This window comes from Flavobacterium luminosum (genome assembly GCF_023635005.1).
GTDB classification, from domain to species: domain Bacteria; phylum Bacteroidota; class Bacteroidia; order Flavobacteriales; family Flavobacteriaceae; genus Flavobacterium; species Flavobacterium luminosum.
Genome location: NZ_JAMLJM010000007.1, coordinates 40,109 through 65,645, shown reverse-complemented (window position 1 = coordinate 65,645; position 25,537 = coordinate 40,109). Strand labels below are relative to the sequence as shown.

The following is a 25,537-nucleotide window of genomic DNA, read 5'->3' as shown; positions in this document are numbered from 1 at the left end:
TCTGATGAGAGATTCTATTTTTACAAAATATATTGTAATTGCTTTATTTTCTGTTCTTTTTGTTTCATGTGATAAAGATTTTAACACCCTAGGTGGAGATATCATAGGAGATGAAAATTATGATTTTCTTGGTGATCCTTTTACTGTAAAGGCGTATAACCAAAAAGTACCAGTAATTCAGACTAATAACTTACCGCTGAATCAGTTGGGAATTACGAATAATCCTGTTTTTGGAAAAACTGTTGCTAATTTTGCCACTCAATTGACATTATCTTCTACATCGCCTGATTTTGATCAGACAAAGAATATTGTGATAGACAGTGTAGTGTTGAATGTGCCATACTTTAATAAGAAGGTAAGAACTTTAAGTTCTGGTATTGTAAAATACAAATTAGATTCTGTTTATACTACCGATGTAAACGATACGATTTATAAGCCTATTAATCTGAAAATTTTCAGAAGTGGTTACCAATTAAATGACGTAGATCCGGATAATTTAGAAGTGTCTAATAAATACTATTCTAATCAGGATGCTAATTTTAGTACTAACGTTGTAGGTGCTCAATTGAATGATGATTTTGCAAAACCTTCTCAAAATAGTGCTTTCAAACCTAGTAATAGAGAGTATGTGAATTATAAAGTAAAAAGTACTAAGGAAGAGACCGGTACTAATTATTTCACTATGAAGCATGAAAGAACCACTGAAGTTGAGTCAAGAGGTGTGCCTGCTATGCGTATTAACTTAAATAAAGACTATTTTAAACAACATATTATTGAAGCTAACCCAAGTAATTTAGCAAATAATAATATTTTTAAATCGTATTTTAAAGGTTTGTATTTTCAGGTAGAGGATGCTAACGAAGGAAGTATGATGAGTCTTGATTTTTCTAAAGGAAATATTACGATATATTATACTGAGGACGAAATTGTTACTGAGACAAAAAATAATACTACCACTGCAATTGGTAATAACAGACCATTGAAAGAATTTGTCCTAAATATGTCTGGAGTTACAGTGAATCTACTTAACAATACAGATAATCCAAGTTATTTATCAGCTGTAGATAACCCTGATAGAACTTCGGGAGATGACAATTTGTATCTCAAAGGAGGTGAAGGATCTATGGCTTATATAGAGCTATTCACGCCTCAGGAATTAAATACCTTAAAAGCAGATAAAGACAAGATTTTGTTGAATGATGCAAGTTTGTACTTTACGGTTAACAGAGATATTATGACATCAAAATACGAGCCACTTAGAGTGTATCTTTTTGATGTAGATAATAATAAAGTATTATACGATTACAGTTTTGATGTTACCGATAATGGAAGTTTTCCTAAGTTGAGTAAATATATTTTTGGTGGAATCCTTGAGACTAAAAAAGATAACGATGTAGTTACCGAAAAAACATATCGCATAAGAATTACAGAACATGTTAATAGAATCATCAAAGGCGAACAAGAGAATGTTCGTTTAGGTTTGGTTGTAACAGAAAATATTGGTTATTCTGGACATGTAAAACTTAAGTCACCTACAGCGGTAACGAATCTGAAAACATTACCAGTTAGTTCTGTTGTAAATCCTTTGGGAACCGTACTTTATGGTACAGGAGCGAATGCTGGTAATAAGAATGTGAAATTTAAAATTTATTACACAAAACCAAATTAACTTTAAGCTATGTGTGGAATTGTAGGGTATATTGGGCATAGAGAGGCTTATCCTATTGTAATAAAAGGATTAAAGCGTTTAGAATATAGAGGTTATGATAGTGCTGGATTGGTTTTATACGACGGTGCTGACTTAAAATTATCCAAAACAAAAGGAAAAGTTTCGGATCTTGAAGCAAAAGCTACAAAAGAAATTTCTCTGAATGGAACTATAGGTATTGGGCATACTCGTTGGGCTACACATGGTGTTCCAAACGATGTAAATTCTCATCCTCATGTTTCTAATTCAGGTAATTTAGTGATTGTTCATAACGGGATTATCGAAAATTATGAACCACTTAAAAAAGAGTTGATTAAAAGAGGTTATACTTTTAAATCAGATACAGATACTGAAGTATTAGTAAATCTAATTGAGGATGTACAAAAGAAGGACAACCTTAAATTAGGGAAAGCGGTACAGTTAGCCTTAAATCAAGTGGTTGGTGCTTATGCTATCTGTGTTTTCGACAAACAAAAACCAGATGAAATAGTAGTAGCAAGACTAGGTAGTCCTTTAGCGATTGGTATCGGGGAAAACGAATATTTTATTGCTTCCGATGCGTCACCTTTTATAGAGTATACTTCTAATGCTATTTATTTAGAAGATGAGGAAATGGCTATTGTAAGATTACACAAGTCGTTGAAAATACGTAAAATCAAAGATGATTCTTTAGTAGATCCTTATATTCAAGAGTTGCAAATGAATTTGGAACAAATTGAAAAGGGAGGTTACGATCATTTCATGTTGAAAGAAATCTACGAACAACCTAGTGTTATAAAAGATACTTACCGCGGTCGTCTTCATGCTAACGAAGGAATGATTAAAATGGCTGGTGTCGAGGATAACATCGAAAAATTCACCAATGCCCACCGAATATTAATCATTGCTTGTGGTACTTCTTGGCATGCGGGTCTAGTGGCAGAATACATTTTCGAAGAGTTTGCTAGAATCCCTGTTGAAGTAGAATATGCTTCAGAGTTTAGATACAGAAATCCAATTATTACCGATAAAGATGTGGTAATTGCCATTTCTCAGTCTGGAGAAACAGCCGATACTTTGGCAGCAATCAAATTAGCTAAAGAAAAAGGAGCGTTTGTCTTTGGAGTTTGTAATGTAGTAGGTTCTTCAATTTCTAGAGAATCGCACGCAGGGGCATACACGCATGCAGGTCCTGAAATTGGAGTGGCTTCTACCAAAGCATTCACAACTCAAATCACAGTGTTAACAATGATTGCGTTGCGTTTGGCAAAAATTAAAGGAACATTATCTAAAACCGAGTATCATACCTATCTTTCAGAATTAGAAATGATGCCTGAAAAAGTTCAAGAGGCGTTACTAACAAACGAAGTGACGAAAGAAATTGCTTCAGTCTATAAAAATGCATCTAATTGCTTATACCTTGGAAGAGGATATAATTTCCCGGTAGCTTTGGAAGGCGCATTGAAATTAAAAGAGATTTCGTACATTCATGCTGAAGGTTATCCGGCAGCAGAAATGAAACATGGTCCTATTGCTTTAATTGATGAGCAGATGCCGGTTGTAGTTATTGCTCCAAAGCAAGGCCATTATGATAAAGTAGTAAGTAACATACAAGAAATTAAATCACGTAGTGGTAAAATCATTGCAGTTGTTACCAAAGGAGATGAGCAGGTGAGAGCTTTAGCAGATCACGTGATTGAAATCCCTGAATCATCAGATCCGTTATCCCCTTTATTAACTACTATTCCTCTGCAGTTATTGTCTTATCATATAGCAGTCATGAGGGGTTGTAATGTAGATCAGCCAAGAAATTTAGCAAAATCTGTAACAGTAGAGTAAATATAAAAAACTATACCAAAAAGCGAGAATTTTTCTCGCTTTTTTATTGTCTTCAAATCGGTAATTTGTCAAAAAATTAATATCTAAATTATATAAAGTGATATTTTTTATCACTTTTTTTATTTATTTCAAATTTTATTGTACTTTGGCTAGATAAATCAAAAACAAATTTCGAAGAAGAATGAGAATCTATTTTACAATTTTGTCATTGTTTTTTTGCGTAATCACATTTGCGCAAACAACAATTTCAGGAACAGTTACAGATGATAAAAATCAGCCTGTGCCTGGAGCGAATATTAAAGTCGTAGGATCTACATCCGGGACTTCAACTGGATTTGACGGGAAATTTACTTTGAAGACACAAGCCGCATTGCCTTTCACTTTGGAGGTTTCAATGATGGGTTATGCTACAAAAACCGTTAAAGTTAACTCTAAAGATCAGGAAATCCTTGTGGTTTTACCTGAAGAATCAACAAAGTTAGATGAGATCGTAATCTCGGCTTCAAGAGCTCCTGAACGATTATTGGAATCTCCTGTTACCATTGAAAGAATGGGCCTAAAAGACATTAAGAATACTACAGCGGCAACTTTCTATGATGGATTAGAAAACATGAAAGACGTACACTTCAACACGAGTAGTTTTTCATTCAAATCAGTTAACACAAGAGGTTTTGCAACGGTAGCCAATACACGTTTTATGCAATTGGTAGATGGTATGGATAACTCCTCTCCGGCATTAAACTTCGTATTGGGAAATCTACTGGGACTTAATGATGTAGATGTATCTAGTGTAGAAATTTTACCGGGAGCGTCTTCTGCTCTTTATGGAGCTAATGCCTTTAATGGTATTATGTTCATGAATAGTAGAAATCCTTTTGCAAAAGAAGGTATTTCGGCGTATTTCAAATACGGAAGAACTGTTCAAAATACAGCAGGGGACAATCCAGTATATGATTTTGGAATTAGAGCCGCTAAAAAATTCACAGATCATTTTGCAGCTAAAGCTAATTTTGCTGTTTTATCTGCTACAGAGTGGATTGCTGACGATCGAAGAGATTTAACAACGAATCAAACAGGATTAGGTTTTAATCCAAATTATGACGGATTAAACACATACGGAGACGAAGTTTCTACGAATTTAAAGTCAGTGGGACAAACGTTAGCATCGTTAGGTTTAATCCCCGCTTCAGCGGTTAATTTATTGCCTAATTACAATGTGGCAAGAACAGGATATGCTGAAAAAGATTTGAGCGACAACAAAATCGAAAGTGTGAAGTTCGACGCGTCGTTACATTTCCGTCCATGGGCTAATTCTGAAAACAGTTTTGCAAAAGATATCGAAATTATCATGCAACATAAATTAGGTTTTGGTAATACTATTTACCAAGGTGCTAACAGATATGCTTTGAAAGATTTCTACATGGATCAAACTAAATTAGAAGTAAAAGGTAAAAATTTCTTTGCTAGAGGTTATATGACTACCGAAAGTGCGGGTAATTCGTACGATATGCGTTTTGCGGCATGGAATGTAAACCGTGCTTGGAAATCTGACGCAAATTGGTTTGGTCAATATGCAGGAGCTTATATTCAGTCGACATTGGCTGGTGCTATGCCAGATGAAGCTCACAAAGCGGCTAGAAATATTGCGGATTCAGGAAGATTCTTACCAGGTTCAGCGCAATTCAATCAAGCTTTGGCTACTGTAACGGCTAATCCAGACTTAACCGAAGGAGCTAAATTTAAAGATGCATCGAAAATTTACCATGCAGATGTGAATTATAATTTTAAAGATTTAATCGATTTTGTTGAAATTCAAGTAGGAGGATCTGCTAGAGAATACCTAATGAATTCTGATGGAACAATTTTTACAGATTTTGATGGTCCATTGAAATATAGTGAGTACGGTGTTTATACACAGTTACAAAAGAAATTCATGGAAGAAAGAATGAAATTTACCGGGTCATTACGATACGATAAATCACAAAATTTCGATGGAAACATTTCTCCTAGATTGTCGTTAACTTATGCGGCAGGAGCTGGAAAACAACATAACTTCCGTGCTTCTTTTCAAACAGGTTTCCGTAATCCAACTACTCAGGATCAATACATTGGGTTAGATTTAGGTCCTTTTGCCTTAATCGGTTCAGCCCCTGAGAATTTATTACGATTCAGAGAAAATGTAGCAGTAAGTCCGAATGGTCAAACGATGGGTAATCCTTCATCGGTTGAAATGACAGGAGAAAATGCTTATTTAAATTCCTTTACAGCAGCATCTGCACAAGCGTTTTCGGCTACGGGCGATCCAACAAAATTAGAAAAAGCTACTTACGGATTGGTAAAACCAGAAGAAGTAAAAGCATTTGAATTAGGATATAGAACTAACATCCAAAAAACGTCGGTTGATATTAACGGATACTATAACATTTACAAAGATTTCATCAATACGGCAAACGTAATTGCGCCATTGTATGGAACAGTGGGTACACCAACAGCAGTAATGTCTTTAGTGAACGGAGATAGAAGAATCTATCAACTATATACTAACTCAAAAGCAGATATTAAATCCTTAGGTTTTGGTATTGGACTTAACAGAAGAGTGGCTATGTTCGATTTAGAAGCTAGTTACAATTATTCAGAATTCCAATTTGATCGTGCTTCGGACCCAAGTTTCGAGCCAGGATTCAATACACCAAAACATAGAATCAAAGGGTCTTTTGGAAGTGAAAAATTATTCAAAAACTTTGGATTCAATACGAACGTAAGATGGAATTCAGCATATTTATGGGAAGCTTCTTTTGTAGATGCTATGGTGCCTGAAAATGTGGTGTTTGATGCGCAAATCAACTACTCAATTCCAGCTTTAAAATCGGTATTTAAAGTAGGAGGTGCAAACATTGGTGGTAAAGATTATATTCAAGTTCCTGGAGCGGGTAATATAGGTCAACAATATTATGCGTCTTGGACTATCAATCCGTAATCTTGTTCAACTTATTAAAAGTAAAAATATATGATTAAAAATTTCAAATGGCTATTCTTGGTTTCCTTAACCTTTATGGCATGTAATGATGATGATACGGCAGCAGTTACAGAAGAACCCGTATCACCAGGTACGGCAAATTTTTCTAAATATGTCGCTTTAGGAGATTCTTTCGCGGCTGGATATAGTGATAATGCATTATTTAAATTAGCGCAAGAAACATCTTATCCGAGTATCTTGGCAACACAGTTTTCAGCTGCTGGAGGTGGAGTATTTACAGTTCCTTATATGGTTGATAACATAGGGGGGTTTTCATCGGGAGGAGCTCAAGTGCCAGGTTTTGGAACAAGATTGTATTTTGGTAAAGCACAAGGTTCAGAAGTAGATGAACCTCTTTCTGTTGCAGGTGTTTCAGGAACCGACATTTCGTCAAAACTCACAGGAACATTTAGTAATTTAGGTGTGCCTGGAGCAAAATGTATTCATTTAGTAATGCCAGGTTATGCAAATTATAATCCATATTTTAAGAGATTTGCTTCTGATGTTCCTACAACAGTGATGGCTGATGCTCTAACACAAAACCCAACGTTTTTCTCCTTGTGGATTGGTGGTAATGATGTTTTGGGTTATGCTTTGGCTGGAGGAGATGCTACTATTAATCCATTAACACCATCAGCAGGACCAATTGGTGTAGGTTTTGATGCTTCTTATAATGAATTAATAAATAATTTAACTGCGAATGGAAGAAAGGGAGTGATTGCTAATTTACCTTATATTACTTCTCTTCCACAGTTTACATATTTAAAACCGAGTCTTGTTGATCCATACAAATATTATGTTGATGGAGATGAGAAAAAAGTTTCGCCAAAAGTTAGTATTTATGATGTAGGCACTATCAATCAAATTAATTCTATTTTAAATTTTTTAGATCAAGTTTTGACAAATTTAGGTGAAGAAAATAGAATTAATGCTTTATCAACTACACAAAAAAATCCGGTTTTAATAAAGGATGAAACTTTAACTAATTATGGAACTGAGATTAGAGCGGCTGCTTTAGCAAGTGGTGATACTCAGTTAATGGCTTTGGCAAATTATTTAGGAGCTACATTTGGAAATGTGAGGCAAACTAAAACGGGAGATTTAATTCCTTTGTTAACTTCAGGTGTAATAGGAACCAATGCTTCAGTGCCTAATGGTGTTCCTTTAGATTTTGCAAAATATGGAATTACATATCCTCTAGAAGATAAGCATGTGCTTATACCAACAGAGGTAGATGAAATAATTGCAGCTACTGATGCTTATAATGCTACAATTAAGCAAGCTTCAGTATCAAAAGATTTAGCTTTTTTAGATGCTAAAGTTTTAATGGAAAAACTATTAACTGTTGGTGTGAGTGATAGTGGTTATGCTTTGACAGCAGATTTTGTGCTGGGTGGTGCCTTTTCTTTAGACGGAATCCATCCTTCGCCCAGAGGTTATGCTTTAATCGCTAATCAATTTGCAAAAGTTATCAATGAGAAATATGGATCTACTTTGAAAAATGTAAATATTGGTACTTACAGAATTTTATTTCCAAAAGCACTATAAACGATAAATTTCATAACAAAAACCACCTACTTTTAAGGTGGTTTTTTTGATTTTAGAACTACGGAATGACACTGTTTTAAAAAAACCAAAATTTTGTATTGTAATTCACAATTATAAAATTATCTTTGCACACTGAAAAAACACTTTGTTTTTGATAACTAAATAGCTATTTAATAAATACATACAGCATGTCTAAAGTAATAGGAAAAGTTGCTCAAATTATTGGTCCGGTAGTTGACGTTGTGTTTAACACTGCTGATGCTGAGTTGCCAAAGATTTATGATTCGTTAGAAATCACTAAAAAAGACGGTACTAAATTGGTATTAGAGGTACAATCTCACATTGGAGAAAATACAGTACGTACAATCTCAATGGACTCTACTGATGGTTTAAGTAGAGGTGAAGATGCTGTTGCTACAGGTGCTCCGATTCAAATGCCGATTGGTGGAGATATCTATGGACGTTTGTTTAATGTTGTAGGGGACGCTATCGATGGTTTAGGAGATTTACCAAAAGAAGGTGCTAATGGTATGCCTATTCACCGTCAAGCGCCAAAATTCGAAGATTTATCAACTTCAACTGAAGTTTTATTTACAGGTATTAAAGTAATCGACTTGATTGAGCCTTATGCAAAAGGAGGTAAAATTGGATTGTTCGGTGGTGCCGGTGTAGGTAAAACGGTATTGATTCAGGAGTTGATCAACAATATTGCTAAAGGTCACGGTGGTCTTTCTGTATTCGCAGGAGTAGGTGAAAGAACACGTGAAGGAAATGACTTACTTCGTGAGATGTTAGAGTCAGGAATTATCAAATATGGTGATGATTTCATGCATTCTATGGAAAACGGTGGTTGGGATTTAACCAAAGTTGACAAAGCAGGAATGAGAGATTCTAAAGCGACTTTCGTTTTCGGTCAGATGAATGAGCCACCAGGAGCACGTGCTCGTGTAGCTTTATCAGGTCTTTCTATCGCTGAATATTTCCGTGATGGTGCAGGATCAGACCAAGGAAAAGACGTATTATTCTTCGTAGATAATATCTTCCGTTTTACACAAGCGGGTTCTGAGGTATCTGCGTTATTAGGTCGTATGCCATCTGCGGTAGGTTACCAACCTACATTAGCAACAGAGATGGGTGCGATGCAAGAGCGTATTACTTCAACTAAAAAAGGATCTATTACATCAGTACAAGCAGTATACGTACCTGCGGATGACTTAACGGATCCGGCTCCGGCTACAACCTTCGCTCACTTAGATGCAACAACAGTATTGTCTCGTAAAATTGCTGAGTTAGGTATTTATCCAGCGGTAGATCCGCTAGATTCTACTTCTCGTATCTTAACTCCAGAAATTTTAGGAGCTGAACACTATGACTGTGCGCAAAGAGTAAAAGAGATTCTTCAAAAATACAAACAATTACAAGATATCATCGCGATTTTAGGTATGGAAGAATTATCTGAAGAAGATAAATTAGCTGTATCAAGAGCGCGTCGTGTACAACGTTTCTTGTCTCAACCTTTCCACGTAGCAGAACAGTTTACAGGTATTCCTGGTGTGTTGGTTGATATTAAAGATACAATTAAAGGATTTAACATGATTATCGACGGTGAGTTAGATCACTTACCTGAAGCTGCTTTCAACCTTAAAGGTACCATCGAAGATGTGATCGAAGCAGGTCAAAAAATGTTAGCTGAAGCATAATCTAGTAAGCAGTAAACTGTCGCAGTGAACTTCACTGACAACTGTAAACTGTAAACTGTAAACGAAAGAATATGATTGTAGAAATAGTATCACCAGAAGCTACTTTATTTTCAGGAGAAGTTACTTCGGTAGCAGTTCCAGGAGTAAATGGAGAGTTCCAAATGTTAAATAACCACGCGCCAATCGTGTCGTTATTAGGAAGTGGCAATGTTAAAATAGTAGGTTCTAATATTAAAATTGCTAAAGAATTTGTTAGTAAATTTAATAAAGTAAATGAACAAACTTATTGGTTGCCAATCAATTCTGGAACTATTGAAATGAATGATAACAAAATTATTGTTTTAGCTGACTAAAATAATAATCAATAAAATGAAAAGCCAAACAGCAATGTTTGGCTTTTTTAGTTATTTTAGAGCTCTCAAATCCAACACTATGAAAACAAAATTATCACTTCTTTTTACAGTTTTTGCTTTTTTATTCATTCATCAACTTAAAGCGCAAACTTCATGTACTTTAACCCTCACGAATGTAAAGACCAAGAAAAGTATCAATATTTGCACTAAAATCGATCCGGATAAAGTAGAAGCCATTTTAGGTAAAGCCATTACTCTCGATAAAGAAATAGAAGAAAAGGACGAACCTGCTATTTTCTATTTTACTTATGATGGACTTACCATGGTAATGCAGAACAATCAATTTAAAAATGTCACCATTACCAATAAAAAATGGAAGTTGAATGGTTTTACGATAGGAACTCTTTTCGAAGAAATTGAAGCCAAACACGAACAGTTGAAGAAAATTTACGCGGCTGATTACAAGTTTAAAGTGTCAGGGAGCACTGCTTTTATATTTCTAGATGTGGACAATCTTAAAAATGTAAAGCGAATTGGAGTTGAATTTTAAAAAAAATGGAATGATTAGGTACATTGTTTTCTTACTTTTATTGTTTGTTAATACGGTTTTCTCCCAAATTAACAAGGAGGAATTAACCAAAGAACTTTCAGAGATTGACCACTCTTTAAAATTAGGTTCGATGAAGTTTTTGTCTGTGGTTATGAACAATGGTGCTGCTTCAAAAGAAGCTAAATTGTTTTGGTTGGATAATGCGGTAACAGATTCTGTTAGTGTTACGAAAGCTTCAAAAATTTTAGAAAAAAATGGTTTTATTGACCAAGAATTAGTAGGCAATCAACTTAGTAAGGTTTTATACAAAAGAATTCTTCGTTCGGGTCATAAAACCATGGAAAAACATATCGATTTATTCTTTAAAGCTTTCAAAGAAGGAAAAATAAAGGCAGAAGATTATGCTATTTATTACGATACGTATTGTGTAAAAAAGGGTGTTCCCCAAAAATACGGTACTCAAATGTGGCAGAAGAGTAAAGATTCTAAATTGTATTTTTTCCCTATCGAGAATCCTGAAGCAGTAGATCAAATAAGAAAAGAAGAACTCGGATTACAATCTTTAAAAGAAAGTTTTTATCCTTGGGATTTGAACGAATACCAAAAGAATTTAGATAAAAGTATTCTATTCCTTGAGGAAATTAAGGGATAATCTTCAAAATGAATTTACCTCAAAAACTAATTGAAAAACTTGAACTTCGTAAGCAAACCAATGCCTTGCGAAGTTTATCTGTTTCTCATGCTGTTATCGATTTTTCATCAAATGATTATTTGGGCTTTGCGCATTCGACAGAAATTTTCGATGAGACGCATCAATACCTTGTCGAGCGAAATTTTAAAACGAATGGAGCCACGGGTTCCCGATTGATTTCTGGAAATCATATCTTGTATCTAGAAGCCGAAAAAATGATAGCTCAATTTCACCAAGCTCCTTCGGCCTTACTATTCAATTCAGGATATGATGCCAACGTAGGTTTTTTTAGTTCGGTGCCCCAAAGAACAGATGTTGTTTTATATGATGAATTGAGTCATGCTTCCATTCGGGATGGAATTCAAATGACTGCGGCCCGATCCTATAAATTCAGACATAACGATTTTGAAGATCTCGAACGATTAATACTCAAATATCAAAAGGAGGATACGGTGCTTTATGTGGTTACCGAATCGGTCTTTTCTATGGACGGGGATTCTCCGAATTTTGAAGAATTGACTGCTTTAACCACAAAATACAATGTGTTGTTAGTGGTTGACGAAGCGCATGCATTGGGCGTTTTTGGAGAACAAGGGGAAGGACTTATACAATATCTTGGTTTACAAGACAAAGTCTTCGCTCGAATCGTTACTTTCGGAAAAGCCTTAGGATGCCACGGAGCGGTGGTTCTGGGTTCAGAAGATCTCAAAACATACCTGATTAATTTCGCACGAAGTTTTATTTATACTACCGGATTGTCTCCACATTCGGTTGCGACTATTATAGTAGCCTATCAGAAATTAATTTCAGGCACTACGGCAATTCAACAATTAAAACACAATATCATCCATTTCAACCAAGAGAAACATTTATTGGGACTTAAACCAATGTTTGTCTTTAGCAAATCGGCAATACAATGTGCTATTTTGCCCGGTAATGAAAAAGTCAAAACGGTTGCCGCTAATCTGCAATCGAAAGGTTTTGATGTGAAAGCTATTCTTTCTCCAACGGTTCCAGAAGGACAAGAAAGACTCCGAATTTGTTTGCATTCTTACAATACTTTAGAAGAAATTTCGGCTCTGATGCATTGTATTTACGGCCTTTTGTAAAAAAAAACAAAAGTTTTCTGTAACGTTTTGTTTTAACGATTACTTACGAGTCGTAATCAAATTAAAACACTAAACAATGAAAATTAATTCTATCAACACCGTTTTACTTTTTGTAACCTTTATAGGTATTGGCTATGCGTTAACGAGTCATTTCGTATTCAATAAACCTCAAGAAGATTTTCTAATCACCTCAATAGCATTGTGCGTAGCGGGAATGACTTCTTCTTCGGTAAAAAAATCGTCAGCGCAGCAATAGTATCCCATTTGTCTTATTTTAATCATTCAAATAACTAAAAACATAAAAAAATGAAAGCAACAATTCAAAAAATAGTAGTAATTATTACCCTTTTCATAGGATCTATTAGCTATGTAAATGCACAAAATAAAACCGAAAACGCCTTACTTTGGGAAGTGTCAGGTAACGGATTGGCAAAGCCATCGTATTTATTTGGTACAATTCACATGATTTGTGAAAAGGATTTTGTCATGAAGCCAAAAGTGAATGATGCTTTTGCTAAAACGAGTCAATTAGTACTAGAAATTAATATGGCAGATCCCAATGAATTAGTTGCTATGCAACAGTTAGCTTTGGGCAAAGAACCCTTATCCAAACAATTAACTAAAGAGCAGTTGGCTAAATTAGAAGAAATTCTAAAGAGAGAAGTAGGTGTAGGAGTAGCACAAGTAGATCAATTTAGTTTACAAACAATTTTGAGTTTGGTTTCTATGAAATCTTTTGGATGCGATAATATAAAAATGTATGAAATGGAATTTGTCGCCAAAGCCAAACAAATAAACAAACCGGTTTTAGGACTCGAAAAAGTAAAGGAACAATTTGACTATATGGCCAAAGCATTGGATTCCAATGAAATCATTGAACAATTAAGTAAAAGTGACAAACAATTAACGCAACAGTTAGTTGCAACCTATTTGAATGAAGATGTTAGTGGTTTGTACGAGTTCTCGACCAACAAAGAAATGATGTCCGCTACTGCAGTTCAATGGATGCTACAGTTCAGAAATGAAAATTGGTTAAAAACAATGCCTACCTTAATGCAGAAAGAAAGTACCTTTTTTGCAGTTGGAGCAGCACATTTAGGAGGCGAAATAGGAATTATTCATTTATTGAGAAAAGCAGGTTATACTGTAAAACCAATCATGGGATAATATTTTGGAAACTAAAGAACAAGAATTTTTAATCCGAATTAAGCAGCATAAAGGAATTCTCTTTAAAGTTTCTAAAATGTATATGGATAACCCTGACGATCAGCAAGATTTGTTTCAGGAAATCATTTACCAGATTTGGAAAGCCTATGATAGTTTCAAAGGTGAAAGTCAATTTTCGACTTGGATGTACCGAGTGGCTATCAATACCGCTATTGTATTTCTTAAAAAAGAGAAAAAGAAAATCGATCGATTTGAAATCACTTCTGATAATACTAGCGAGCAAGAGGATGATCATGAATTGAAAGAAAGTCAATTGGATCATTTTTACAGGGCAGTACAACAATTGGATAAAGTGGACAAAGCAATTATTTTTTATCAACTTGAAGGCTTCTCTCACCGCGAAATCGGAAACAACCTTGGTATTTCAGAAGGAAATGCTAGAGTTAAATTAAACAGGGCAAAAGAAAAATTAAAAGAAATCATTAAACAACAAGGTTATGGACTTTAACGATATACAAAAAGCATGGAATAACGATCAGGAGGAACAGGTAGAACTTCCGACTAATTTAGAAAAACTACAGTCGGCCAATACACCCCTGGATAAAATTCGTAAAAACCTTAAAAATGAGTTGATATCACAACTTTTGGCCGTGGTGTTTATCGGTTTTATTCCAATGTATAATAAATTTCCAGAAAAATTGGTCGTAGTATACTATTTATTGTATGCCGTAATGGTGGCGGTGATCTTTTATTATTTGGGTAAATTGTTTTTCTTCTACAAAAGAATCAATCAAGCAACTTTAAATACGAAAGATAGCTTATACGAAACGTATTTAGATATTCGGATTAATATGGAATTGTACAAAACTTTCAATTTTGCATTAACACCCTTTGTGATAATTTATATTTTGGGAAGCGTTTTTTATAACGAACCTAAAACTTTCCAATTTATTGAGGGCAACTTAGATACTAGAATAGTTATAGCAGTATTAATTACTTTGATTTTTAGTATTTTAATCATAGCTATTGTCGCCGAATATTGGGTGCATTATTTCTACGGGAAATATGCCAAAGAAATCCGAAAAATTTTAAACGAATTAAAGGAATAAGAGTAAGCCCATCATAACGATGGGTTTATTATTTTTGCAAAAAAAATTGATGAAAGTATTTATTACAGGTATAGGAACCGATGTGGGTAAAACCGTTGCTTCCGCCATTACAGTAGAAGCTTTACAAGCCGATTATTGGAAACCAGTTCAGGCTGGAGATCTCGACTTTTCGGATACACATAAAGTCCGTCGTTATGTTTCTAACACCCAGACGCAATTTCACGAAAACAGTTACTCTCTCCAAACTCCGGCAAGTCCTCATTTGGCGGCAAAAATAGACGGAATCACCATAAAATTAGATCAGATTGTAGAACCTCAAACCTCAAACCATCTTGTCATAGAAGGCGCAGGAGGGATTTTGGTGCCTTTAAATGATGAGGATTGTATTATCGATCTCATTCAACCGGACTATAAAATCATTGTGGTTTCGCGTCATTATTTGGGAAGCATTAATCATACCTTATTAACTATAGAAGCTTTGCAAAACAGAAAACTTCAAGTAGCAGGAATTATCTTTTCGGGTGATGCTAATCCAGCCTCAGAAGAAATTATTCTATCAAAAACAAAGCTAAAAATGATTGGTCGTATCGAAAACGAACCTTATTTTGATACTGGGGTAATTCGTTATTATGCCGATTTATTTCGAGAAAACCTTTTGAGTTTATAAAGTTTTATACGTTGTGTTAAAATATTTTGACACAAAAAATTACTCGAACTGACGCGAAGCTTCTAACTATTCACCATTCACTCCTCACCAATCACTAAACAGTAATGGGTTTTCACGTATCTTTGCATCGGAATTGTAAAACTAAAAGAACTTTCTTTTTTCTTCAATCATGAATTTAACCGAAAAAGACAAACTATACAACTGGCATCCTTATACTCAACATCAGATTGCGCAAGATTTTCCAGCTATCGTAAAAGGAAAAGACGCTTTACTTTGGGATGAAAACGGCAAAGAATACATCGATGGGATTGCTTCATGGTGGGTAAATCCTTTTGGACATTCAAATAAATTTATTGCCGATGCCATTTACGAACAATTAACCACTCTAGAACATGTTTTGTTCGGTGGTTTTACTCATAATAAAGCGGTACAATTGGCTGAAAAATTAGTCGAAATCCTTCCCAATAATCAACAAAAGTTTTTTTATTCGGATAATGGATCCACTGCTGTTGAAGTAGCCATTAAAGCCTCGTTTCAATATTTTTTCAATCAAGGGAGATCTAAAAATACATTGATTGCTTTTGAAGATGCTTTTCACGGCGATACCTTCGGAGCTATGGCTGTTAGCGGAATCTCTCTCTTTACCGAAGCTTTTCAAGATGCTTTAATTCAGGTAGTACGCATTCCAGTTCCGGTAAAAGGAAAGGAACAAGAAACTTTGGCAAGTTTGCAAAAAGCCATTGAGCAACACGAAGTAGCGGCTTTTATTTTTGAACCTTTGGTGCTGGGCGCTGCGGGAATGGTTATGTATGAACCGGAAATACTAGATGAATTATTGGTTGTGTGCCAACAAAATAACGTGTTGACTATTGCCGACGAGGTCATGACCGGTTTTGGTAAAACAGGAAAGACTTTTGCCTGTCAATACCTAAAAAACCAACCCGATATGATGTGTTTATCCAAAGCGCTTACCGGTGGAACAATTCCAATGGCAATAACAACGTTTACCAATCAGATTTTTGATGGTTTTAAAAGTGATTCGGTAAATCACGCCTTGTTTCATGGACATACGTTTACTGCCAATCCAACGGGTTGTGCGGCGGCGTTAGCTAGTATCGAAATTTTACAACAACCGAAGACTTCTGTAGACCTAGAGCGTATTCATCAACATCATTTACAGTTTCAACAACGTATTCAACAACATCCTAAAGTGGCCACTACTCGAGTTTTGGGAGTTATTTTTGCCTTAGAAGTTGTCACTGATAATCCTCAAGGTTATTATGGTAATCTCCGCAACCGTTTGTATAATTTTTTCATCCAAAACGGCATTATTCTTCGTCCTGTTGGTGGTACAATTTATGTTTTGCCACCGTATGTCATCACTGACGAACAATTGCAAAAAGTTTATCAAACTATTGAAGCGGCCTTAGAAATAGTATAATTTTGCAGTACTTTCCATAGTGTTTTTGGAGTTTATAATTACACCGTGGAAAAAGCAAAGCAGGAAAAAATCGATTCTTTTGAAACAGAAAATAGCCATTACAGCCCTTTCATCGGTAGCCGCATTAGGCCACGAGCCTGAACAAATCTGGAAACGATATTTAGACGACCAATCGGCTATAACGCTCGAAACCATAGGGGAACAAACAGTCCCTGTGGCGCGTATTCCTTTGGAGACTCGACAGCAGATCGAAGCTTTGCAACAATCCCATCCTCAATACAGAAACCTAGACCCTTCGGTTTTGTTTGCCATCTTTGCTTCCAGAGCAGCTGTTCGTCAGGCAGAGTGGCAAGAGGATGAAGTATTCGGAATTAATATTGGTTCTTCTCGGGGAGCCACCCAATTGTTTGAACAATACCATCAGGAATTTCTAGAAACTGGAAAGTCGGCTACATTGGCTTCGCCGACCACTACGTTAGGAAATATTGCTACTTGGGTAGCGCAAGACCTGAAAAGTAAAGGACCCGAAATTTCCCATTCCATTACCTGTTCTACAGCGTTACATGCCTTACTCAACGGAATCGTTTGGTTAGAGTCGGGTCGATGTAATAAATTTTTGGTAGGAGGAAGTGAAGCGCCATTGACTCCTTTTACCATGGCTCAAATGCAAGCGCTAAAAATCTACTCCAAACTTCGACAAGCTCAGTGTGAGAGTCAGTCTGAGCTTGTCGAAGACTATTTTTGCAGAGCTTTAGATTTTGAAAAACAGAAAAACACTATGGTCTTGGGCGAAGGTGCTTCAATGGCTTGTTTAGAATTAGGAACAACTCCGAAAGCGTTGGCATATATCGAAGGTATAGGCTATGCCACAGAAATGCTGACTCATTCCCTTTCGATTTCCAGTGAGGCACTTTGTTTTCAAGAGTCTATGAAAGGCGCTCTACAAAATACAACTCCCGATACCATAGATGCCATTGTTATGCACGCACCGGGAACCCTTAAAGGCGATATGGCTGAATATAAAGCGATACAGCATATTTTTGGAGAAAACCTTCCACTATTAACTACTAATAAATGGAAATTGGGACATACTTTTGGTGCTTCGGGCATGTTGAGCGTAGAATTAGCGGTTTTCATGTTGCGCTACAACCATTTTGTTCCCGTTCCTTATATTGATAGTCCGAAACAAAACCGACCGTTACGCAAAATACTTGTCAATGCCGTAGGTTTTGGAGGCAATGCTGTGAGTGTTTTATTGTCAGTCTGAGCTTGTCGAAGACGTTTTGTAGGTAAGAGATTTTTTTGCACTTCGACAAGCTCAGTGTGACAGAAGCACTTCGACAGGCTCAGTGTGACGGAAGCATTTCGATAAGTTTAATGTTATAGTCAGTCTGAGCTTGTCGAAGACTTTTTCTAGGTAAAATTTATTGATAGCACTTCGACAAGCTCAGTGTGACAGAGGCACTTGGATAGGCTCAGTGTGACGGAAGTACTTCGATAAGTTTAGTGTGATTGTCAGTCTGAGCTTGTCGAAGACTTTTTGAAAGGAACCAATATAAAATTTTGATATTGCGTATAATTCTTTGAATATTCCACAAGTTTTTCCCAATCTTGATTCATAAGAGCTTCTTTTTTTCTGCGACTCCATCCTTTAATTTTTTTCTCCATTGCTATAGCTTCATCAGGATCAACGAATGATTCAAACCAAACCAATTTTAATGGACGTCTTTCATAAGTATATGATTTTGGATTTTTCCCTGATAAATGTTCATCAAGTCTTCGCTCAAAATCATTGGTTATTCCGGTGTAGTAGCTGTTGTCATTACATTCTAGAATGTAAACAAAGTAGTTTTTCATGGCGTATAATTTTATAATTATATCTAAGATAAGAATTTTTTGCACTTCGACAAGCTCAGTGTGACAGAGGCACTTCGACAGGTACAGTGTGATAGGAGTTTAGATAAGTTTACTATTATTGTCAGTCTGAGCTTGTCGAAGACGTTTTGTAGGGAGAGATCTTTTTGCACTTCGACAGGCTCAGTGTGACGGAAGCACTTGGATAGGCTCAGTGTGACGGGAGTACTTAGATAAGTTTACTATTATTGTCAGTCTGAGCTTGTCGAAGACTTTTTCTAGGTAAAATTTATTGATAGCACTTCGACAAGCTCAGTGTGACGGAAGTACTTCGATGAACTCAATGTTATTGTCAGTCTGAGCTTGTCGAAGACTTTTTCTAGGTAAAATTTATTGATAGCACTTCGACAAGCTCAGTGTGACAGAGGCACTTCGACAGGCTCAGTGTGACAGAGGCACTTCGACAAGCTCAGTGTGACGGAAGCACTTGGATAGGCTCAGTGTGACGGAAGCACTTCGACAGGTACAGTGTGATAGGAGTTTAGATAAGTTTACTATTATTGTCAGTCTGAGCTTGTCGAAGACTTTTTCTAGGTAAAATTTATTGATAGCACTTCGACAAGCTCAGTGTGACAGAGGCACTTCGATAAGCTCAGTGTGAAGGGAGCACTTGGACAGGCTCAGTGTGACATTGTGTTTTGTTGTTGGTTTCAGGTTATTTTCTTTTGAAAAAAAGTTGTGGCAAAATTTTCACAAGAAATATTTTGCCACAAAAAGTGTGGCAAAAAAATATTTTTAAAAATTTTGCCACAAAAAAAATCCAGTCGTATTTGGGTGAACATTTTCCATTTGTTCTAGTGATTTCACCTTAAAAACCACTCACCATTCACTCCTCACCACTCACTGATAGTAGAGTTCTCGATACATTTTTTCTTCATTTCATTACAAAAAAACACTCGAACCGACGGGTAAGTTTTTGACCATTCACCACTCACTATTCACCATTCACTAGTAATCCCTTTCTCCAAATCATTCAGTTTTTCGAAAATCAATGAAGTTTCATAGCCTTTACGAAGTAGGAAGTCGCAAAATTTCTTTCGCTTTTGTTGTAGGTTTTGGATTTTAATCGATTCCCAATGTTTTTCGGCGAGTTCATGAAAAGTAGTCCAATAAACCTCTTTTGGGATTTCTTGCAAAGCTTTTGTGATGTTGTAAGAGGAGATATGGCGGGATTTCAGTTCACTTTCGATGCGGAACCTTCCCCATTTTTTAAAACGGTGTTTCCCACGGGCAAAACTTCGGGCGAAGCGTTCCTCGTTTAGGAAGTTGTGGGTGATTAGATGTACTACAATCAGATCGATGGCTTGGGGGATCATGTTCATGCTCTGGAGTTTGGCGACCACTTCGTGGTGGCAGCGCTCCTGATAGGAACAGTAATACTCCATTTTTTTTTGTGCCTCGCTCACCGTATAGGATTGTGTACTCATGGGGTAAAATTACAAAAAAAGTGATTTGATTTCTTATTATGTAAGGATATACTTATATTAAAAAAATTACGAAAACACAAATTTTATCGATGATGGGTAAGATTTAACGATAAATTTAACTTAACTCACCCATATTAATTAAAATTAAATTTATATTTGCTTGCTTTATTCCGAATCAACCCCTTGATTTTGAATAAAGTGTTTTCACCAAAAACAAATATTATTATGAAATTAAAACTACTCGTTTTAGCTTTTTTGTGCTCCATTGTGTCTTGGGGGCAGACTATCATTGTTTCTGATGGGTTAAATGATGCTACGACATTATTTACATTGTCAAACGGAGCTTATTACAATGGTAATTCGGCTGCAACAGATGGACCAAGTTCTTCGCCTTTTGCATTTGAAGGAACACACTCAAGAGGAGTTTCAAATGCGACAGCAACATTACTTAGTAGTGATATAAATTCAACTGGTTATACTTCAATAAGTATGTCTTTTAAATTAGCATCATTTTCTATTGGAGGTGCTGGAAATGGTGCCGATGTTGGAGATATTGTAACAGTTGAAGTTAGTCCAAATGGAGGAACAAATTGGTATAGTACACTTAGGATTTTAGGTAATTCAAATGCTTATTGGGCTTATTCAGCAACAGGAAATGCAAATACAGCTTACGATGGTAATGCTACGCCTGTAGACTTTCAACCTGGAGGTGGTGGTGTTAGGACTACTGACGGATATTCATCAATAAATATTTCAGGACTTCCTTCAACGTCTAATTTAAAATTTAGAATTACTTTATTAAATAATTCAGCAAATGAGAGATGGGTGTTAGATGATTTTAAAGTTGAAGGAACACTAACAACGTGTTCAACACCAACAATAACTACAAATCCTTCAACATCAGTTCAAAATTATTGTGCAGGTGCTTCGGCAACTGCCTTGTCGGTTGCTGCGACTGGTGCTCCGACCTTAACCTATCAATGGTACAGTAATACAGTGGCAAGTGCTAGCGGAGGGACTTTGATCGCCGGAGCAACAAGCGCTACTTATACGCCTTCTACTGCGTCAGTCGGAACTTTGTATTATTATTGCGAAGTAGGAAGTACTTGTATGCCAACGCCAACGCCTGCGGTTAGTAATGTTTCTGGAGCGGTTAATGTAACAGCAATACCAAGTGCACCATCTGGAACTATTAATATTACTGCTAATCCATCTTGTGGAGCAGCAACTTTAACTTATTCAGCACCAAGTGCCAATATTTATTGGCAAACAAGTGCTACAGGAACAGTAACAACAAATCCAACAACTTCAAGTTATATTTCGTCAGCAACTGCAGGTTCTTACACTATCTATGTGAGAGAGTTAAGTGGTACGTGTTGGTCGCCAGCAACATCTGTAACTTTTACAGTTGCGGCACCGGTTGCTATTACTGGACAAGCAACCAACCAAGCAACCACAGTTGGAAACACGGCAACTTTTTCGGTAACAGCTTCCAATGCTGCAGGTTATCAGTGGCAAGTAAATACAGGAAGTGGTTGGGCTAATATTGCAGGTGCTACTTCAGCCAGTTATACTACTCCGGCTGCTACTTTAGCGATGAGCGGTTATCAGTATCAGGTAATAGTGACCGGAAATGCGCCTTGTGGTACTGTGACGTCTTCGGCGGCTACGTTGTCGGTTACAACGGGACCTTGTTTGTCTGAGAGTTTTACAGTCAATACTTTACCATCAGGATGGGTACAAACCTCCGTGACTTTTGCGTCAAACAGAGCTGAATTTCAATCACAAACTGGTGAATTGACAACAATAGCGGTGAATTATCCAACTAATTTGACTTTTACATTGGAAAGAACCGGAAGTAGTGTTGCAAAAACTATGTTGATAGAGGTTTCTACAACGACACAAGGAGGAACGTATACAACAGTTGCAACGTATGATCATAGCAATACAACTTCGAATGGTACTGTAAATTGTACAGTTGATTTGTCGGCTTACACGTCTTATCCTAATGTTTTTATAAAGTTTAGGAAAGATTCTGCAACATCAGTTGCAAGATGGGGTTTGGATGATATTCAGGTTTTTTGTGGAACACCACCATCAGGTCCGGAAATCAATATAACCGGAAGCGGGGTGGATATTGTTGATGGAGACACGACACCATCTGTAGCGGACGATACCAATTTCGGAAGTACAACACTAAGTACCAACATTGTCAGATCGTTTGTTATCCACAACCAAGGTACTACCAATTTAGTTTTAAGCGGCCCGGTAACCTTAACCGACGTGTCGGCACCACAGGAGTTCACAGTAACGCAACCTGCACTTACAACGATACCGGCAGGAGGCAATACAACATTTACCGTTACCTTTAACAGCGCAATTGCCGGAACATTTACCAACACGGTGAATATTCCAAGCAATGACAGTAATGAAGCACTTTATAATTTCGATATTGTTGCAACGGCGTATGACGCTACAGCAACCGGAACAGTTTTCAGACCGGGTGATTTAATTTTTGTTGGTTATGATTCTACCGTTTCGGCAGCGGCAGATTGTTCCGGAGGAGCACAAATGGATAAATTGTATGTTGCCAATTTGATTGATATTTTGCCGGGTACCGAATTTATGGTGGTTAACTCAAGATATGAATCAGGTGCAGCAGCCAACACCCGAACAGACCGTTGGTACTCCGGAAGTACCGATCCTTATGATGATCCGGGAATTATCACTTTTAAATGGAACGGTACAGCTCCTATTGTAGCTGGTTCCATTATTACGTTTAAAGCCAATGTCTTTACTGTAAACGACATCCGAATTAATGATGTTGTAACGACAGATTTTAATGTGACAACAAATGCCAATCAATGTAATATTTCCTCGACAGAATCCGATCAGATTTATATTATGCAGGGAAATTTTACTCCTTTTGGGGTAATTGGCACTAATCGATACAACCTTTTTAACGGAAGAGTTTTGTTCGGTTTGACAAATGGGGCTTCATGGGTGCCGTTTACTTCTGCTGTTTCATCTGCTAATACATCTGCCGGAAGAGTGTCTAGACTGCCGGAAGATTTGGAATGTTTTAATATTGAAGCTTCTTCTCTGGAAGGTGTTAGATATTACCAAAACAGTGGTTTGCATACCGGTTCTAAAAATCAGATTTTAGGGGCCATTATGAATTTGGGTAACTGGTCTTCACCTACAAATGACAATTGTTTAAGTACCACAGAAAATTTTAATCCAAGTGCTAATGATAATGCAGTTGGAAAACCTTTTACAGTTACAACTTCCAATCCGGACGGAACCTGGACAGGTTTTACCGATACAGATTGGTTTAAATGCAGTAACTGGGAAGGCTTGGCAGTGCCAAAATCAACTACAGATGTTGTGATTCCTAGTGTGGCCAATCAACCGGTAATTGGTGCTTCAACAGCAAAATTTCCAACAGGTGCTTTTTCTAATAATCTCACAATAGATGGTGGCAGTTCTTTAACCATGAATAATGCGGCAAGTAGATTAAACTTGTATGGAAATTGGACGAACAATGCTGGAAACACAGCTTTTGAAGAAGGAAACGGAACCATTCATTTTACAGGAAGTGCCCCTCAAATCATCAATAATAACGTTAATGGCAGTACCGAAGAGTTTTATAATGTGATTCTGAACAATAATTTTGATACTTCTGTGTCTAATGATATTATTGCTAACGGGAATTTAACTGTAAACGCTACGAGAACATTAAATATTGCTTCTAACGATTATGTGGATGTTCAGTATAGTGTGACCAACAATGGAGCTATTACTATTCAAGACGATGGTTCGTTAGTGCAACGCAACGATTTGGGTAATTACTCTGGTAGCGGAACGCATTCGATGACTCGAATTGCAGAAAATACTAAATCTTTAGACTATGTTTATTGGTCTTCGCCAATAATTTCGGCTCCTTTTTCATCTATTCCTTACAGTCGTTTGTATGAATGGGATACCGATGTAGTGAACCCAACTGGATATGGGCAAGGAAACTGGGTAGGTACGGCAGATGCCGCTATGCAGATAGGTAAGGGTTATATTTTTAGAGTTCCAAATGGTGATTCAACACAGACCGTTACTTTTTCAGGTAGTTTGTTTAATAATGCATTGATAAATAAACCAATTATCAAGGGGACTATCACAGTACCTTTTCCTGGGGTTAATGCTCCGATTACAGAGTTTGATGACAACTGGAACTTGGTCGGAAATCCATATCCGTCAGCTATAGATGCCGAGACTTTTGCAATACAAAATAGTAGTGTTCTAGAAGACGGAACAATATATCTATGGAGACATCTAACGGGGCCTACTTCTACAGTTAGTCCATACTATCAAACATTTACGTATAATTATGTTTCTACAGATTATGTTTCTTATAATGGTACTGCGTCTATTCCAGCAGGTGCATTTGATGGTAAAATAGCCGCAGGTCAAGGATATTTCGTAAAAATGAAAGAGGCAATTGGTTCATCGGCTAATCTTCAGTTTAGCAATACACAAAGAAGTCGTGTGTTCAATAACAGTCAGTTTTTCAGAACAATGTCTAAAGGGAAATCCTCTCGCGAGAAACATAGAATTTGGTTAGATCTATTAGATGCTAACAAATCAGTTACTACACAAGTGGTGGCTTATGTGGAAGGCGCTACAAATGATGACGATTTTTATTTCGATTCTAAAGCAGATTACAGATCCGATTTAGGTTTCCATTCCATCAATAACAATACGATCTTTGATATTCAGGCAAGAACACTACCGTTTGATGTTAATGATAAGGTGCCGTTAGGAGTTCAATTGCCAACAGATGGTACGTATACTATTGCCATAGGTACGCTCGACGGGTTGTTTGCTACTACGAAACAAAAAATATATGTAGAAGACAAATTAAATCAAACGATTCATGACCTTACATTTGCACCTTATCAGTTTACGGCGAACAAAGGTGTCATCAACGATCGTTTTATCTTACGTTACACCGATCAGGCACTAGGCAATACCGATTTTGAAACGATAGCTGAAGGTGTAAAAATCTACGGATCGGATCACGCTATCGTTATTGATTCTAAAACAGAAGCGATTCAGTCGTACGACATCTATAATGTATTAGGACAGCTTCTAGCCTATAAAAAACAAGTAAAAGGCTATCAGGCCGAAGAAGCTACTATCATGAAAAACAACCAAGCACTTATCGTGAAAGTGACCTTGGAAAACGGTCAGGTAGTGAGCAAAAAAATCATGTACTAATACAATATCGTATTTTAGAAATCTTACAAATCCCTCTGTAACAGAGGG

Annotated in this window: 19 protein-coding genes; 17 read left to right on the top strand and 2 right to left on the bottom strand. The window is 36.6% G+C overall.

Going from position 1 to position 25,537, the window contains the following annotated elements:
• Window positions 1-4: 4 nt before the first annotated feature.
• The 16 genes from NAT50_RS09570 (at window position 5) to NAT50_RS09495 (ending at window position 18,144) form a co-directional block, all read left to right on the top strand.
• Window positions 5-1,669, top strand: coding sequence for a DUF4270 domain-containing protein (locus NAT50_RS09570; protein WP_250593056.1), 1,665 nt, complete (start codon window positions 5-7; stop codon window positions 1,667-1,669).
• A gap of 9 nt (window positions 1,670-1,678) precedes the next feature.
• Entirely contained in the window at window positions 1,679-3,526 is a 1,848-nt protein-coding gene (gene glmS / locus NAT50_RS09565; RefSeq protein ID WP_250593055.1) for a glutamine--fructose-6-phosphate transaminase (isomerizing), read from the top strand.
• A 181-nt stretch (window positions 3,527-3,707) separates the two neighbouring features.
• A complete protein-coding gene (locus tag NAT50_RS09560) occupies window positions 3,708-6,503 on the top strand; it encodes a TonB-dependent receptor domain-containing protein (protein ID WP_250593054.1) in 2,796 nt (931 codons plus the stop codon).
• A gap of 30 nt (window positions 6,504-6,533) precedes the next feature.
• Window positions 6,534-8,090, top strand: coding sequence for an SGNH/GDSL hydrolase family protein (locus NAT50_RS09555; RefSeq protein WP_250593053.1), 1,557 nt, complete (start codon window positions 6,534-6,536; stop codon window positions 8,088-8,090).
• 188 nt (window positions 8,091-8,278) lie between these two features.
• Window positions 8,279-9,790, top strand: coding sequence for a F0F1 ATP synthase subunit beta (atpD, locus tag NAT50_RS09550; RefSeq protein WP_250593052.1), 1,512 nt, complete (start codon window positions 8,279-8,281; stop codon window positions 9,788-9,790).
• A gap of 71 nt (window positions 9,791-9,861) precedes the next feature.
• The gene (locus NAT50_RS09545; RefSeq protein WP_250593051.1) at window positions 9,862-10,143 is read left to right on the top strand and encodes a F0F1 ATP synthase subunit epsilon; all 282 of its coding nucleotides are present in this window, start codon (window positions 9,862-9,864) and stop codon (window positions 10,141-10,143) included.
• A gap of 79 nt (window positions 10,144-10,222) precedes the next feature.
• The gene (locus tag NAT50_RS09540) at window positions 10,223-10,693 is read left to right on the top strand and encodes a hypothetical protein (protein ID WP_250593050.1); all 471 of its coding nucleotides are present in this window, start codon (window positions 10,223-10,225) and stop codon (window positions 10,691-10,693) included.
• 10 nt (window positions 10,694-10,703) lie between these two features.
• Complete coding sequence (locus NAT50_RS09535) at window positions 10,704-11,345, top strand: DUF6624 domain-containing protein (RefSeq protein WP_250593049.1); 642 nt, start codon at window positions 10,704-10,706, stop codon at window positions 11,343-11,345.
• Window positions 11,346-11,353: 8 nt separating this feature from the next.
• Complete coding sequence (locus tag NAT50_RS09530) at window positions 11,354-12,493, top strand: aminotransferase class I/II-fold pyridoxal phosphate-dependent enzyme (RefSeq protein ID WP_250593048.1); 1,140 nt, start codon at window positions 11,354-11,356, stop codon at window positions 12,491-12,493.
• Between the two features lie 76 nt (window positions 12,494-12,569).
• Window positions 12,570-12,749, top strand: coding sequence for a hypothetical protein (locus NAT50_RS09525; RefSeq protein WP_250593047.1), 180 nt, complete (start codon window positions 12,570-12,572; stop codon window positions 12,747-12,749).
• A 50-nt stretch (window positions 12,750-12,799) separates the two neighbouring features.
• The gene (locus NAT50_RS09520) at window positions 12,800-13,660 is read left to right on the top strand and encodes a TraB/GumN family protein (RefSeq protein ID WP_250593046.1); all 861 of its coding nucleotides are present in this window, start codon (window positions 12,800-12,802) and stop codon (window positions 13,658-13,660) included.
• Window positions 13,661-13,664: 4 nt separating this feature from the next.
• Complete coding sequence (locus NAT50_RS09515) at window positions 13,665-14,168, top strand: RNA polymerase sigma factor (protein WP_250593045.1); 504 nt, start codon at window positions 13,665-13,667, stop codon at window positions 14,166-14,168.
• Window positions 14,158-14,769 (top strand): hypothetical protein, encoded by a 612-nt coding sequence (locus tag NAT50_RS09510; protein ID WP_250593044.1) that lies wholly within the window; start codon window positions 14,158-14,160, stop codon window positions 14,767-14,769. Before NAT50_RS09515 ends, NAT50_RS09510 begins: the two co-directional genes overlap by 11 nt.
• A gap of 49 nt (window positions 14,770-14,818) precedes the next feature.
• Window positions 14,819-15,436 (top strand): dethiobiotin synthase, encoded by a 618-nt coding sequence (gene bioD / locus NAT50_RS09505; protein WP_250593043.1) that lies wholly within the window; start codon window positions 14,819-14,821, stop codon window positions 15,434-15,436.
• 169 nt (window positions 15,437-15,605) lie between these two features.
• Entirely contained in the window at window positions 15,606-16,877 is a 1,272-nt protein-coding gene (gene bioA / locus NAT50_RS09500) for an adenosylmethionine--8-amino-7-oxononanoate transaminase (RefSeq protein ID WP_250593042.1), read from the top strand.
• A 79-nt stretch (window positions 16,878-16,956) separates the two neighbouring features.
• Complete coding sequence (locus NAT50_RS09495; RefSeq protein WP_250593041.1) at window positions 16,957-18,144, top strand: beta-ketoacyl synthase N-terminal-like domain-containing protein; 1,188 nt, start codon at window positions 16,957-16,959, stop codon at window positions 18,142-18,144.
• Window positions 18,145-18,392: 248 nt separating this feature from the next.
• On the opposite strand, the gene NAT50_RS09490 is transcribed toward NAT50_RS09495, so the two are convergent.
• Complete coding sequence (locus NAT50_RS09490) at window positions 18,393-18,734, bottom strand: GIY-YIG nuclease family protein (protein ID WP_250593040.1); 342 nt, start codon at window positions 18,732-18,734, stop codon at window positions 18,393-18,395.
• Window positions 18,735-19,729: 995 nt separating this feature from the next.
• A complete protein-coding gene (locus NAT50_RS09485) occupies window positions 19,730-20,113 on the bottom strand; it encodes a regulatory protein RecX (RefSeq protein ID WP_317236680.1) in 384 nt (127 codons plus the stop codon).
• Between the two features lie 330 nt (window positions 20,114-20,443).
• Between NAT50_RS09485 and NAT50_RS09480 the strand changes: the two genes are divergently transcribed.
• Window positions 20,444-25,489 (top strand): choice-of-anchor D domain-containing protein, encoded by a 5,046-nt coding sequence (locus NAT50_RS09480; RefSeq protein WP_250593038.1) that lies wholly within the window; start codon window positions 20,444-20,446, stop codon window positions 25,487-25,489.
• The last annotated feature ends 48 nt before the right edge of the window (window positions 25,490-25,537 follow it).